Genomic DNA, 14,293 nt, shown 5'->3' with positions numbered 1-14,293 from the left:
TCGGGGCCTCCTACAGTTCGATGCTCATGCCGTCGTAGGCGACTTCGACATTGCGTCGCACCAGCTCGGCCCGCTCGGGTGAATCCTCGTCGAGTATCGGGTTGGTGTTGTTGATATGAATAAGGACCTTGCGCTGCTCGGGCAGTTGCTCCAGCACTTCAAGCATGCCGCCAGGGCCGTGCTGCGCCAGGTGGCCCATTTCCCGACCGGTGCGGGTGCCGACGCCACGGCGCTGCATTTCATCGTCGTCCCACATCGTGCCGTCCACCAACAGGCAGTCGCTGCCGGCCATGATGTCCAGCAGCGGACCGTCGACCTTGCCCAGGCCTGGTGCATAGAACAGCTTGCCGCCGGTGCGCAGGTCTTCGACGATCAGCCCGATATTATCGCCCGGGTGCGGGTCGAAGCGGTGCGGGGAATAGGGCGGGGCGGCGCTGCGAAGTGGCAGTGGGGTAAAGCGCAGGCTTGGGCAAGCGGCAATAGTGAAACTCTGATCGAGTTGGATGCGGTTCCAGCTCAGGCCGCCGTTCCAGTGGGTGAGCATGTTGAACAGTGGGAAACCCGTGCTCAGGTCTTCATGGACCATGTCGGTGCACCAGACCTGGTGCGGGCAACCTTCGCGCAGGCTGAGCAGGCCGGTGGTGTGGTCGATCTGGCTGTCCATCAGAATGATCGCGCCGATACCGGTGTCCCGCAGGGCCCGGCCAGGCTGCATCGGGGCAAATCCCTGGAGCTGGGCGCGAATGTCCGGCGAGGCGTTGCACAGCACCCAGCTCACGCCGTCGTCGGAAATCGCGATGGACGACTGGGTACGCGCCTGGGCCCGCAGGCTGCCGTTGCGAAAACCTGCGCAATTGGCGCAGTTGCAGTTCCACTGGGGAAAACCGCCGCCCGCGGCGGAGCCTAGAATCTGGACGAACATGGTCGCTCCATCTACAAACCGAAAATAAAAACGCCCCGGATGACCGAGGCGTGGTGTTGCGTACTACCGCCTGCAGCAATCAACGGCTGGCGAAGTACATGGTGACTTCGAAGCCGATACGCAGATCGATATATGCGGGTTTGGACCAGGACATGGGAATACTCCTTTGGTTGGGATACTTCGGTTAGATGGTACGGGTGGAACCTATACATATAGTCCACCTCCGCTCGGAGATGTTCAGATGCTTAGGCGGCTATGTTACTAAATCTGACAAATTCCTTCGCCGCGATTCTTTGAGAAAGCTCGTTGCATGGCCGGTAACGATCATCGCACCGCGCGCCAGGGCGTTCCCGGGCACGGCGCGTTGCTCAGGCAGGAACGTCCGCCGAGGGCTTCTTTCAAACGGTGCGCGGCGTCGACCAGTTGTCCGCGTGTCATCGATGTTATGACGTCGGGTAACCGTTGCAGGTAGTCCGTTGGACGACCGGCCAGTTTGCCCTGCCAGAGCAGTTCGGCTGCCTGGACGATGGGCATCGCCGCGCTTTGAATCTGGCTGGCCAAGGCCTGTTGCTGGCTGGTCAGGGTCGAGTCGTCTAGCTGCTGGATCAACTCAGGCAAGGTTTCCAGGAACTGCTCCATATGTTCAGCCAACTGCGCTGCCGAGGCACCGGGTGATTGGGCGCCCAGTAGCAGGCCGGTGCGTCCGTCGATCTGCTTCAAACCACTGAACACCGCATAGCCCAGTTGCAGGTCCACTCGCAGGCGTTGGTAGTACGGGGTTTGGCTCAGATGGGCGAGCAAACGCCACGCAGCCTCGTCGCAAATGTCCTGGGTTGCCGTGGGGCAGAACATCAGTACGGCGTGGTCGTCTCCTGGAGTTTCGAGCGTGTGCCAGGCGCGTCCCGGAGCAGCCACGAGCGTCGACACCGCTTCTTCTCGGGCGATCCCAGGAATTCGCGCCAGAACGGGGCCCAGCGCCACTTGAGTGGCCGCCGCCAGACCGACGGCCAAGCCGTCCCATCGGGCGTTCGTCCAGACGCTCTGATCGCTGTCGGACGATGATGGCGATCGTGGGGTTTGCCGCAAGAGCTCCGGCAATTCACGCAACAGCTGTCGGATCGGTATCAAGGGAGGCTCGCTATTGGCCGGGACTGGCGGCAGCGGCTGGCCCAGTTCCACCAGCAGGTGTTCAAGTACTCGCGGCATCGGTGCCTGCAAGCCGGTCAGTTTCAGCAGGCATTGTTCGTCATGAGTCTCGAAGGTAATGTCCACGCCGGCCTGGCGGGCGTCTTCGCGCAGATCCGCCAATTGCCGATCGAGCCTGCGTTGGTGGCCGGGCGATACGGGGGCCGCCAATAGCCAGCGCAGGTACACCGCGCCTTCCGGCGAGGTATCCGGCAATGCCTGGCTGAACTGCATGGGCGAGCGTTCGCGCCGGCCCCGGCTGCGGTCTTGTGCGAATGTTCGTAAGCCGCGGTGGGCACTGGTTTGGCCGCGAATCAATCCGGCGCGGGGTGGTTCGTTGATGCTCTGCAGAAACGGGTTGGGCGAGGGCAATTGCCACGGTTCGACGGGCTGGTCGACGGCGTGTAATTGCTTGAGGATTTCCCTGAGGCGCATCAGGTCGTTTTCCGACAAGGGGCCTTGGCGTCCTTCGCTGTCCCAACGAGCCAGTTGCAAGGCTGTTGCCGTCTCCAGTTGGCGTTGGCGTAGCGCAGTGAACGCCTGGCGAAGTGATGCCCAGTCATCCTGAGCGGCAAAAAAACCCAGCCAATCGCGCAGCAGCGGTTGGATATCAGTCGGCACCTGGTCGCGGTCGTGCTTGAACTCGATGTGAAGCAGTGCCTGACCAGAAAATTCATACAGGGGCACGGCTTTGAGGCTGTCAGCCAGACCGCGTTGGCGCAACGTTGCAAGCAACCCGCCCGGTTTAGGGGCGTTGAGCCAGTGGCAGAGGAAATCCAAGGCTTGGGGCGAGGCGGCAGGCAAGTTTTCGAAGGCGAACAGTACGTCGAGCGAATCTTGCCGGGCCTGCTGGTACCCGGTCTCGGTTGCTGCCATGAGCCTCGGCGGTGGCTGCCTGACCTGCGTTCTGCCGGTTGGCAGGCTTTCACCGAACTGAGTGGCCAGCGCCTCCAGGGTCCCGATGCGTTGCGGGCCGGCCAGGCTCAAGGTCATCTGGCCGCTCTGATAGAAACGCTGGTAGAAATCGCGCAGCGCGCTCTGGAATTCTGGCTGTGGTACGGCGAGGCTGTCGCGATTGCCCGCATGAAAGCCGCGCAGTGGGTGACCCTTCGACAGTCCTTCATACAAGGCAACCTGCCGCTGGGCCGCCGCATCCTGGGACCAGGCAATAAACTCTGCGTGCAGCATTTCCCGCTCTCGCAACTGGTCGGTCTCATCCAGACGCAGATGGGCAAGCATGTCCGCCAACCGCTCAAGCCCACCGGGCAGGGCGGCAGGAGGCAGCTCCAGAATAAACTCCGTGGTGCGTTCACTGGTACGCGCGTTGACCTGCCCGCCGTGGTCCCGCACGTAGGCCATCAGGTTCTGCCCAGTGGGAAAACGCTCCGTCCCCAGGAAGAAAAGATGTTCAAGAAAGTGCGCCAGCCCCGGCCAGGCCTTGGGCGCATCATGGCTACCGGCGGCCACGCGCAACACCGCAGCGCTGCGCTTGAGGCCAGGAGCATGACGCAACGTCAATTTCAGGCCGTTGGACAGGGTTTCGGTAGAGGGGCGGAGGGAATCGGGGGCCGGCATGAGCGCTTCCAGGACTGGGATGTGCTCATGCTAGCGGATTAGCCCGGATCAGTGTTTGTGCAAGTCGCCGTACAGCGCCGCACGCCGATCGTGCAGGTAGTTGTAGGCTGCCCGCGTTTGCTCCATCAATTGTCGATCCAGCTCACCCACGATCAACGCTTCGTCCAGCCCCGCCAACGCCGGGCGGCTGCCGTTCGGGGCGGCAATGCTGCTCTGACCGCAATACTGCAACTCACCTTCGTGGCCGCAATAGTTGGCATAGGCCACGAAACACTGGTTCTCGATGGCCCGGGCGCGCACGGTGACGTCGGCGATGAACTCGTACGGATGCATGTTGGCGGTGGGTACCAGGATAAGCTCGGCGCCGGCCAGCGCCAGGCGCCGGGCATTTTCTGGAAACTCTAGGTCATAGCAGATCAGGAAGCCGAGCTTCCAACCGTTGAGCTCCACGATCGGCAACGCTGAATCGCCCGCGCTGAACATCGTGCGGTCGAGGTCGCCGAACAAATGACTCTTGCGATAATTGGCCAGGCGCTCGCCGTGGGCGTCGATCAATTGGACCGAATTGTAGATCTGCCCATCTTCGCTGCGCTCCGGGTAACCATAGAGAATGGCCAGGCCGGCCGCCTTGGCGATGCGGCCGATTTGCTGCGCCCATTCGCCGTTGTAGACCTCGGCCAGTACATTCACCGCATCGACCCCAATGTTGTAGCCAGTCAAGAACATCTCCGGCAACACCAGCACATCGGCACCCCTGGCTTCCAGCGCGACCTGGTGCAGTCGCTGCAGGTTGCCGGCCGGTTCCATGGGCAGCGGTGGGCATTGGTAAAGGGCTACGCGCATCGACAACTCCTTATTCGGGCAAGGCGATCGGACCGATTTCGTCGAACACATCGCCTGGCCCCGGGTTCTCGGGGTGAGTTTCACCGCCGAAATGTTTCATGATCCCCCACACGGCATTGAGCGAGGTCTGGACCGCGCCTTCTACCCAGGCGGGTGTCCATGAGACGTCATCACCGGCGATAAAGATCCCTTTTTGTTCAGCCGGCATGTCGTCTTGCATGAAGTGTGCATACATGCGTTGGTTGTATCGGTAGTGGCCCGGCAGGGCGCCTTTGAATGCACCGAGGAAATAGGGGTCGGCTTCCCAGGAAACTGTGATCGGATCGCCAATGATCCGCGCGGCGATGTCGACGTTCGGATAGATTTTTTTCAGCGCATCAAGCGCCAGCCTCACGCGTTTTTCCACGGGATACGGCAGCATTTTCAACGCATCGCTCATCCATGAGTAGGACAGGCAGATGACGCCTGGCTTGTCGTCGCCGTTGTCGAACAGGTAAGTGCCGCGAGTCAGCCGATCGGTGAGGGTCATGCTCATCAAGTCGCGGCCGGTCTGCGGGTCCTTGTCCTTCCAGAAGGGCCGGTCGACCATCACGAATGTCTTCGATGCTTGCATGTAGCGGGTGCGGTCCAGGGCCATCCACATTTTTTGCGAGAACAGCGCTTCTTCACATTCGATCTGGGTGGTCAGCAGCCAAGTCTGGCACGTCACCAGCACGGCGGCGTATTCCCGGGTGTCACCCCAGACGTCGGTCACGGTGAAGCGGTCGTTATCGGCACGGGCAATGCGCTTCACGCCGCTGCGAGGCGCGCCCAGGTGCAACGAATTCAGGCTGGTGCCTTCCGGCCAATGCACGCAGCGCTCTGGCACGTGTTTCCAGATTCCGTGGGGGACCTGCTCGACGCCGCCGACCACCAGGTGCTGATGATCGTCGCAGTTGGTCATCACCACGCGAAAGATTTCGAGCATCGAGTTGGGAAAGTCCGAGTCCCAGCCGCCAGTGCCGAAACCAACCTGGCCGAACACTTCGCGATGCTGGAACGAGAGCTTGGCGAAGGCCTTTGACGTAGCGACAAAGTCATAGAAGGTGCGGTCATCCCACAGCGGCACCAGGGTGTTCCACAGCTCCTTGAGACGCGGGACGTCGCGGTCGCGGATCGCTTGCTGGATATCGCCGAAGCGCGAGCCAGCCTCCAATGCGTCGGCCCAGGCGTCGGCCACTTCTTGGAATAACGCCGGAAGGTCAGCCATGCTTTCTGCGTAATAGGTCTGCCCTTCAAGGTCGATGACCGTGCTGCCCGAGGCCGACGTCAACGGGTTGGGAAAGGGTTTTGTCTCCAGGCCCAGCTTGTCGACGTAGTGGTAGAACGCCGTGGACGACACTGGGAAACGCATGCCGCCGAGTTCGGCGACGATACCTTCGGCGCCGTTGAACGCTTGGGAGCGCAGGCGTCCGCCCAGCTTCGACGCCTCGTACACCACCGGTTTGAGGCCCATTTTCATCAGCTCGTAAGCGGCCACCAGGCCGGCGATCCCGGCGCCGACAATCGCTACCTCGGCGCCGTGATTGTGCTTCGGAATCATGCCCAGGCCAGCTGGGTGTTCGATCCAGTCGTCAAAGGCGAAGGGAAAGTCCGGGCCGAAAATGGTGATGGGTTTCTTGCCGTTGGCAGGGTGGCGATTGTTCTTGTTCATGGCTGACCTTGGTAGGCGACTCGGCGCGGTGTTCGCGTCTGAGTATAGGAAAGATGCCAGCCATTCTAGAGAGCATGAAACACGTTAATAAGACGCAATGTGTCGTCGTTTTGTACGTATCGCCGTCATTTTCACTGCCTAGATAGGCTTAATGACGAAACCAGCTCTTGTAGGAGCGAGCCTGCTCGCGATAGCGGGCCGTCAGCCCGTGCAAATGTTGACTGATCCGCCGCCATCGCGAGCAGGCTCGCTCCCACAGGATTTTGGGCAGGTTCTAGACGGGCTGCCCCCGGTCGATCTTGCTGCTGAGAATGATCGAAGTGGTAGTTTTCTCCACCCCGTCCACGCTGCCGATCTGGTCCAGCAGTTGATCCAGCTGTTCCGGCGAGTCGGTGCGCAGCCAGGCCACGTAATCGAACTCGCCGCTCACCGCGCACAACTGCTGGACCTGGGCCATCGCACTCAAGCGCCGCAATACGTCTTTCCCCGAGCGTGGCTGGACCTTTATGCCGACGTAAGCCTGCAAACCGCCATCGATCACTCGCTGCCCCAGACGCACGCCGTATCCGGTGATGATCTTGGATTTTTCCAGTCGAGCCAGGCGCGAGGTCACGGTCGTGCGGGCGATGCCCAACTGCCGGGCAAGCACGGCGACGCTTTCCCGGGCGTTGATTTGCAGCGCCGCGATCAGCTGGCGATCAATTTCGTCGAGGACGGGAGGGCGGGTATCAGTCAAGGTCAGCTCCAGCGCAGGCATCATTGGCGGGCATGTTACAGGCTCCGGCGTTCGAAGTAGCTGATGGCAGGCAAGGCCAGCGCTCGCCAGGCTGGGGCGAGGTGCGCTTGCGAAGGCCTGAGCCAGAGGCCGTCCTCGCCGATCAGTTGTTCCGCGGGCAGCAGCAGCAAATCGTCGAGCGTAAACGACTGCGCCGCGCCTCGATCCTCATCGTCTTCGGTTTCCCAGTCGCGTTCGAAACACCGGACCCGCAGCTTTTCTTCATCGAAGCCTTCGAACTCGGGCCGATTGCCCAGCCATCGCGGATGAATCCGCAGCGTGTGCGCCTGGACATCGAGAAGCATCATTTGCCAGCCCCGATAACTTTCGCACAGCTGCGCCACGTCAGTTGCCATGCGGGTCAGGGCCAGGTAGCGGCCATCCGAGGACCAGATCATCGAAGGGGCCAGATCGACCAAGGCGCAGCCTGAAGCCGTCAGCAGATAACCGCCAAGCCGCGGCGTACCGGCGCGCACCCAGCTGTCGGCATATTCGGTCTCGCTGCCGAACAGCCAGGCAGCGTCCCGATGAGTCGGCGCGGGCTGGATGAAATCGCCATCGGCAGTCGCCGCTTGCGGCCGATCCACCAAGCGCCATGGGGGGATGACGCTCAGTTGCGAGTCTGTGGGCTGCAACTGCACCGTGTTATAGAACAGCCGGGATTGCTCGTTGGGGCGACAGAAAGACGCGTCGCTGCCGACCTCTGGCGCCGCGACATTGAAGCGCCGGAGCGGGCTGCTCTGCAGATCATTGTCGAGACGACCTACGACCACCGCCAGACTCAACCGACCATCGCGAAAGTCGAGGATCCGTTCTACCCACATGGCGGGCCCTTTCAGCAGGCGCCGCTCTTGCACGTCGGCCACCACTGCATGGGTGGCAACGGTCGTTGCCCCTCCAAAAGGCAGCAGCGCCAGGTACCGACCACAGTCCGAGGCGCGATGATCCAGCAGCCAGCGTTCCGGCAGGAGCCAGTCACCGGTCTGGCAGCGATAGCCACCAAGCCCTTCGCGATTGTCACCCTGCCAGCCCAGGCGCGCGCTTGTGCCGCCCAGCAGCGCTTGGGTCTCGATGTGCGAATCGCCCCGGCGGCCCGGGCTGTCCAACGGCATGACGATGGCCGTGCGCGTCAGCTTGAACTCGCCCACCTGCACCCGACCCTGGATGTCGTGGCCCGTCTGCGTCTCGGTATCGCTGTGGATACTGTCCAAGCGGTAGCCATACTGGCCGGAACCCGGTCGTGGATAGTCGAGGTAAGCGTCGATATGCACCTGGCCTGCATCGAGCTTCAGCAAGTCATGCCAATAAAAAGACGGTTCGGTGGTGCTCTTGATCCAAGGCAAGGGCAGGTCGCGCCAGCCTTTGTCCACTTGCCACGACCAATACCGTTCGCCTTGCGCCTCGTTGGCCTGTTCCCCGGCCAGGCACACCAGGGCGCGGTGATCGGTGCTCCACACCAATGGCGCATCGGCGGTCATCAAGAGCCCGGACGGCTGCCCATTGATGCTGACGGCATAGCGCGGCGAATACAGTGGCTCCAGGGGTCGGTCCAAATCGCGCAGCGTAGCCGGCAAGATGATGTTGCCAGCCAGGCATTGTCGACCATCAGCGGACGGACGTTCGAAGGTAGGCTGGAGATTGTCCGGGTGCCAGCCAGGCTCCAGCCAAAGATCCGCGACGGGAATCAGGTCGACTGCCTCTGCGGTTTGTAGCAGCTTTTCCAGGCGAACCTGACGGACGCCGTTATCGACCAATGGGCTGTAGCGGCCGCTCAGTTGATCAGAATCAAAAGCGTCCAGCTCCCAGAATTCGCTTTCGGCGCAGCGGTATAAGGTGCGCTGCTGGCGGTCGAGAATGACCAGTCCCCAGTTCTGCCGTGACGGCACCGGCGCGGCAAAATAGCGCCAGTCGCTGGAAAATACCGCCGAAGAACCGATCCCTTGCAAAAGTACGCCGTCTGGAAACAAGTAATCGCAATACACAGGACCGCCCATGGCGATTTCACTGTGGTTGAACACCCGGATTGGCTCGCCTTCCGGGGTCAGAAGCGGCTCGTTACCGCCCCAGGCGCTTGGCCCCTTGGTGGAAACCGGTGCCAACCCAAGGCGCCGCTCCCATTTGCTGACCCAGGCGAGCCCGACAATGATGGCGATGATCGCCACGAGAATGCCCCACCACTCCGGCAGCGCCCGGCCCAGGCTGAAGCCCAGGCCAAATACGGCACCCACCGTCAGCCTCGCGATGCCTCGGCCCATCGTCAGAGCGCCCAGGCGCGCGGCGAGGCCCATCAGCGACCCTAGGAAAATCACTGCCAGCAAGGCCAGCGGCGGGGGCAGAACGGTAACGAAAAAGGCTGGCACCACGAGGATGCCGAGTTGCCAGAAGAGTTCGAGGAACAGGCGGGACAGGCTGGGAGTGGCGATGATGGAGGTCTCTCGAAGGCCGGGGTTTGCAATTGTAAGTGAGCCGCACTGAAAAAAACGACGGGTCGAGGCTAACCGGCTTCATGAGGATTTTCGGAATGGCCTGACATACACGGCCCGGTATCTCTGCTGCAATTGCGTTCCGCTATGAACTGCTTTGCAGTCTTGGGAAACAAGATGGGATCGTTAAAAGATTTTTACTGGAAGCGTTGGGTCAAGAGACACCGGTGCAAGCTTGCTGGCGGCCTCCAATCGCTGAGCAGGAGGACAGAGCTGACCCTGGAAGAGGGCGTTGCCCTTGGGCACGTCGACATTGACTCGCCGCGTCTCGCGATCGGCGCCCACACTTATATCCGCAGTGGCAGCCATCTATCCCTGGTGGCATCGATCGGTCGCTTTTGCTCAATGGGCACTGGCGTGGTGATAGGCCAGGAAAAGCACACGCATCCCACCGATTGGCTCAGCTCTCATCCTTTCCAATACACGGCTTCCCCGCTGAGTTACCGTGCCAGGACCCAAATGGCCACGATTGGCCACGACGTCTGGGTGGGCAGCCATGCCATGGTCATGGAGGGCGTCAACGTCGGCACGGGCGCGGTGATTGCAACCCGGGCAGTCGTGGCTGGGGATGTGCCGGCCTACGCAATCGTAGCGGGCGTCCCGGCCAAGGTAGTGCGGTTCAGGCACGCTCCTGATGTTATCGAGCGCCTGTTGGCGAGTCGGTGGTGGGAAATCGAGGTGGAGGAATTGAAGACGCTGCCCCTCGACGAACCTGAAACCTGCCTGGAGCTGCTGGAGCGCAAAGCTCCGGTGGCTGCTCAGTACCGAAAAATCAGCGTGACACGTAAGGGTTGTCGCGCGGGGGAAATGATGACCGTGACGTAGTGCTTGCGATTGATGGTTGTACGCTTTTTTCTGGCCCCGACAAGTCAAGATGATGACCGTCTGGAAAAGCAAAAGCCGCGCAATGCGCGGCTTTCAGTTTGGTGGGCCCACACGGACTCGAACCGTGGACCAAAGGATTATGAGTCCTCTGCTCTAACCAACTGAGCTATGGGCCCTCAGTAGGCCGCGGATTATAGCGACGGTTTCTCGGCTGTGCTATCCGAAAAATCCGATACGGTTACACGCAGAAACGTTGCGGCGAACTCTTCGGCGCACAGGGGCAGGCTGACAATGTAGCCCTGGATCTGTTCGCAGCCCTCCTCGGCGAGGAATTGTTGTTGGGCCAGGGTTTCGACGCCTTCGGCGATGATGGTGAATTGCATGCTGCGACCCAGGGCGATAATTGCCCGTACGATGGCCGCGTCGTGGGGGTCATCGGGCAGGCCGCGGACGAAGGATTGGTCGATCTTGAGGATATCCAGCGGCAGGCGCTTGAGGTAGCTGAGTGAGGAATAGCCGGTGCCGAAGTCGTCGATGGCCAGTTGCACACCGAGTTTTTTCAACTGGTGCAACACTGCCAGGGCTTCTTCGGCCTGGCTCATGATGAAGTTTTCGGTAATCTCCAGTTGCAATAAGCCCGGTTCGAGATGGTTTTCCCGCAAGAGTTGTTCGATACGACCCAGCAGGTTGGGTTGGCGCAGTTGGACGCCAGCCAGGTTCACTGACAGCGGGCCGAGGCTTTCGTGAGTGCAATTCCATTCGCATAGCTGTCGGCAGGCGGTCTCTAGCACCCAGTCGCCGATCTGCAGGATCATCCCGTTTTCTTCGGCCAGAGGAATGAAGTGTTCCGGGGGCACGTCGCCGAACGTCGGATGGGTCCAGCGAATCAGTGCCTCGGCGCCCACCAGGCTGTTGTCGACCAGGCTGATTTTTGGCTGGAAAGACAACGACAACTCGTTGCGCTCGATCGCCCGTCGCAGTTCGTGTTCCAGCGCCACGCGCTCGCTGGCTTGGGCCGTGAGGTCGCGGGTGTAGCTTTCTACCCGGTTGCGCCCCTTGGCTTTGGATCGGTACATCGCCGCGTCGGCATTCTTGACCAGCGTGGCCACGTCGCAGCCATCCTGAGGATACAGGCTGGTACCAATGCTGGCGCTGATGAAAAACTCGTGTTCACCTGCCTGGAAAGGCGCGCCAAAACAGTTCAGGAGTTTTTGGGCGATGTGCTCGGCGTCGCTGGGCTGTTGCAGGCCAGGCAGCAGGATGATGAACTCGTCGCCTCCCAGGCGCGCCACTGTGTCGATGTCCCGTAGCTGCTCGCGCAGCCGTACGGCGATGCCCTTTAGCAGCAGGTCACCGACCGGGTGCCCGAGGCTGTCGTTGATATGTTTGAAACGGTCCAGATCAAGGAACAACACTGCGCCTTGTCCCCCGTTTTCCTGCTGGCTGTTCAGGGCGGTCAGCAAGCGGCTTTCGAACAAGGTGCGATTCGGAAGGCCGGTGAGCGGGTCGTGGTGTGCCTGGTAATCGAGTCGGGCCTGGGCGTGCTTGAGGCTTGAAATATCGGCAAAAACCGCAACGAAGTGAGTGATTTGATGGCCCCGGTTGCGCACGGCGCTGATGGTTAGCCAGCTGGGGTACAGTTCCCCGTTTTTACGTCGGTTGGAAATCTCTCCTTGCCAATGACCCTCCGCCGTCAGCTGATGCCACATTGCCGCATAGAAGGCACTGTCATGTAGGCCGGAGGCCAGTAAGCGGGGGGTGTGGCCCAATGCTTCGCTTTCGCTATAGCCGGTGATTTCGGTGAAAGCGCGGTTGACGGCGTTGATGTGCTGTTGCGTGTCGGTGATCAGGACGCCCTCGGCGGTGCTTTCGAACACGGTGGCTGCCTGTTGCAGTTTTTCCTGCATGAAGTGGCGCTCAGTGATGTCCCGGGCGATGGTCAGCATGCAGTCTTCATTGCCGATGGGCAGGGGACGGCTGGACACCTCGCAGAGCCGGATCTGCCCGTCGTTGCGGCGGATATGGCAGCTGAAATCCTTGACGAAACCGTCCCGTTGCAGCAGGTCGAGCATCTGTTTGCGTTCGTTGAGGTTGACCCAGATGCCGAGGTCCAGCGTGGAGCGATCCACCGACAGGGCGCTGTTGAAACCGGTGATGCGACTGAAACCCTCGTTGACTTCTATCAGCAGGCCGTCGCTTTGCCGGGACAGCAACAGGCCGTCGGGCGAGGCATGAAAAGCCTTGGCGAACTTTTCTTCGGAGGTCTGCAGTTGTTGTTGGGTTTCCTTGAGTTGGCTGATGTCGCGCACGACCACCACCAGGGCGGGGGTGGTGTCGAGATCGAAGGGTTCGGCCGAGATCAGGCCGGTAAACACCTGGCCGTTGCTGCGTCGAAAGGGCATTTCGAGGTTGCGGATGCTGCCGGCCTGCAAACGCTGCAACAGGCTTGGCCCGACGCCTTGAATGCCCCAGATGTCCAGGTCCGTAGTGTTTTTGCCAATCACCTGGTCGGCACTGATGCCGATCTGTTCCTCGAAAGCTTTGTTCACTTCCAGCAGGCAGCCGTCCTGCAGGCGCGCAATCACCAGGATGTCGGGGCACTGGCGAAACACCGAGGCGAATTTTTGTTCGGAAAGACGTAACGCTTCCTCGGTGTGCTTGGCTTCACTGATGTCGATCATCAAGCCACGCATCAGCGGCTCGTGGCCGTGCTGGATGAGGCTGACGATATCCCTGACCCAGAGGCAGCGACCATCAGCAGTGATAACCCGGTAATCGACGCAGTGATCGCGGCCGGCAAGCACTTCGTGGTCGCAATAAGTCTGGGCGCGTATGAGGTCTGCCGGGTGGATGATGTTGCGCCAGAAGCCAGGAATGAGCCAATGGGCGAGAGGGTAGCCGAGCAGCTCTTCGGCGTGGGGCGACACGTAGCTGTAGGTGAAATCGCTGACCCTCGCTTCCCATGCGATGGCCGAAAGGCTCTCGACCAATCCCCGATAATGGTATTCGCTGCTGCGCAGTTCCTGTTCAAGATCGACTCGCCGGGCTATTTCCGAGCTGAGGCGACGATTGATGCGAATCACCACGGCCAGGATGCCGCCCAGCAGAAGCATTCCTGGCAGGCCGTAAAGCAGCAGATCTGACCAGAGTTGACGATAATCGCGCACATTGCCGATCCACTTTTCCTGGATCTCGCTGATTTCGGCCGACGTCATATCTGCCATCACTTTGTCCAGAATGCCCACGAGAATCTTGTTTTCCTGGGGGACGGCCATCGCCAATTGATACCGGTAGGGCGTTTCCCCACTTACGTAGAGCCCATCGAGCTTGAGCTGGCGCAGGCTCCAGACGCTGGAAGCAAGGTCACCCACCACGGCATCCACCTGATCCGTCGCCAGCGCCTGCAAGGCCGAGCTGACGTTGGGCAGGGCAACCAGATTCAGGTCGGGATGGTGATTGCGCAACAACTCGTGGGGGGCATAGTTTTCCACCACGGCGATCTTCAAGCCGTACAAGTCCTCCAGCCTGCGCGGTTGGGCGCCCCCGTGATGGGCGAGGATGACAATCGGGAAATCCAGGTAGGGACGGGTAAAAGCCAGATAATTCTGGCGTTCGGGGGTGGACATGATGCCCGGCAAAAGATCGATTTTGCCCTGTGCGACCTGCTCCAGCACCACGGTCCAGCTCACTGGCTCGATGGGCGTCAATGTAATCGCCAATCGCTGGCGAATGATATCGACGTAATCGGCAGCCAGGCCTTGGTAGCGCCCCTGATCGTCGCGGAATTCGAACGGCGGCCATGAGGCATCGACACCCAGGCGCAGGTCGGGGTGGTCCTTGAGCCAGCGGCGCTCTTCGTCGGTGAGCGTCAACGCGCCGGCCGTCGCGGTCCAGGTCATCAGTGACAGCAAAAGCACGGCCGTCAGTCTGGGCATCACGGTCTCGTCTTGGCTTGGGGAGGATGTTTCGAGTGTAGACGGGCAAAAGGGCGG

The 14,293-nt window shown here is 61.0% G+C and carries 9 protein-coding genes and 1 tRNA gene; 1 reads left to right on the top strand and 9 read right to left on the bottom strand.

Features of this window, described 5'->3' with window-relative positions:
- Nucleotides 1-10 precede the first annotated feature (10 nt).
- The 7 genes from pqqB to J3Q04_RS23045 form a co-directional block, all read right to left on the bottom strand.
- Entirely contained in the window at nt 11-922 is a 912-nt protein-coding gene (gene pqqB, locus J3Q04_RS23075) for a pyrroloquinoline quinone biosynthesis protein PqqB (RefSeq protein ID WP_434609186.1), read from the bottom strand.
- Nucleotides 923-1,001: 79 nt separating this feature from the next.
- Entirely contained in the window at nt 1,002-1,076 is a 75-nt protein-coding gene (gene pqqA / locus J3Q04_RS23070) for a pyrroloquinoline quinone precursor peptide PqqA (protein ID WP_003177660.1), read from the bottom strand.
- A 170-nt stretch (nt 1,077-1,246) separates the two neighbouring features.
- On the bottom strand, nt 1,247-3,682 hold the full coding sequence (gene pqqF / locus J3Q04_RS23065) for a pyrroloquinoline quinone biosynthesis protein PqqF (protein ID WP_434609188.1): 2,436 nt from the start codon (nt 3,680-3,682) through the stop codon (nt 1,247-1,249).
- Between the two features lie 48 nt (nt 3,683-3,730).
- Nucleotides 3,731-4,525, bottom strand: coding sequence for a carbon-nitrogen hydrolase family protein (locus J3Q04_RS23060; protein ID WP_434609190.1), 795 nt, complete (start codon nt 4,523-4,525; stop codon nt 3,731-3,733).
- Between the two features lie 10 nt (nt 4,526-4,535).
- Nucleotides 4,536-6,218 carry a flavin monoamine oxidase family protein gene (locus J3Q04_RS23055; protein WP_420764892.1) on the bottom strand — a complete coding sequence of 561 codons (1,683 nt, stop codon included), beginning with the start codon at nt 6,216-6,218 and terminating at the stop codon, nt 4,536-4,538.
- Between the two features lie 274 nt (nt 6,219-6,492).
- Nucleotides 6,493-6,954, bottom strand: coding sequence for an Lrp/AsnC family transcriptional regulator (locus J3Q04_RS23050; protein WP_420764891.1), 462 nt, complete (start codon nt 6,952-6,954; stop codon nt 6,493-6,495).
- Nucleotides 6,955-6,989: 35 nt separating this feature from the next.
- Nucleotides 6,990-9,353 (bottom strand): hypothetical protein, encoded by a 2,364-nt coding sequence (locus J3Q04_RS23045; protein ID WP_434609193.1) that lies wholly within the window; start codon nt 9,351-9,353, stop codon nt 6,990-6,992.
- Nucleotides 9,354-9,593: 240 nt separating this feature from the next.
- Between J3Q04_RS23045 and J3Q04_RS23040 the strand changes: the two genes are divergently transcribed.
- Entirely contained in the window at nt 9,594-10,301 is a 708-nt protein-coding gene (locus J3Q04_RS23040) for a CatB-related O-acetyltransferase (RefSeq protein ID WP_434609195.1), read from the top strand.
- Nucleotides 10,302-10,400: 99 nt separating this feature from the next.
- On the opposite strand, the gene J3Q04_RS23035 is transcribed toward J3Q04_RS23040, so the two are convergent.
- Together J3Q04_RS23035 and J3Q04_RS23030 are read right to left on the bottom strand one after the other, a co-directional pair.
- Nucleotides 10,401-10,477 (bottom strand) — tRNA-Ile (locus J3Q04_RS23035).
- Nucleotides 10,478-10,492: 15 nt separating this feature from the next.
- Nucleotides 10,493-14,236, bottom strand: coding sequence for a bifunctional diguanylate cyclase/phosphodiesterase (locus tag J3Q04_RS23030; protein WP_420764888.1), 3,744 nt, complete (start codon nt 14,234-14,236; stop codon nt 10,493-10,495).
- Nucleotides 14,237-14,293: the final 57 nt, after the last annotated feature.

This window comes from Pseudomonas sp. D4-21 (genome assembly GCF_051132125.1).
Taxonomy (GTDB): domain Bacteria; phylum Pseudomonadota; class Gammaproteobacteria; order Pseudomonadales; family Pseudomonadaceae; genus Aquipseudomonas.
The sequence above is the reverse complement of the archived record's forward strand: the minus strand, read 5'-3'. Positions and strand labels throughout refer to the sequence as shown.

Excerpts from the sequence above, each read along its gene's own strand:
- J3Q04_RS23030 (WP_420764888.1), bottom strand. The coding sequence starts at position 14,236 with ATGCCCAGACTGACGGCCGTGCTTTTGCTGTCACTGATGACCTGGACC.
- pqqF (WP_434609188.1), bottom strand. The coding sequence starts at position 3,682 with ATGCCGGCCCCCGATTCCCTCCGCCCCTCTACCGAAACCCTGTCCAAC.
- J3Q04_RS23040 (WP_434609195.1), top strand. The coding sequence starts at position 9,594 with ATGGGATCGTTAAAAGATTTTTACTGGAAGCGTTGGGTCAAGAGACAC.
- pqqB (WP_434609186.1), bottom strand. The coding sequence starts at position 922 with ATGTTCGTCCAGATTCTAGGCTCCGCCGCGGGCGGCGGTTTTCCCCAG.
- J3Q04_RS23060 (WP_434609190.1), bottom strand. The coding sequence starts at position 4,525 with ATGCGCGTAGCCCTTTACCAATGCCCACCGCTGCCCATGGAACCGGCC.
- J3Q04_RS23055 (WP_420764892.1), bottom strand. The coding sequence starts at position 6,218 with ATGAACAAGAACAATCGCCACCCTGCCAACGGCAAGAAACCCATCACC.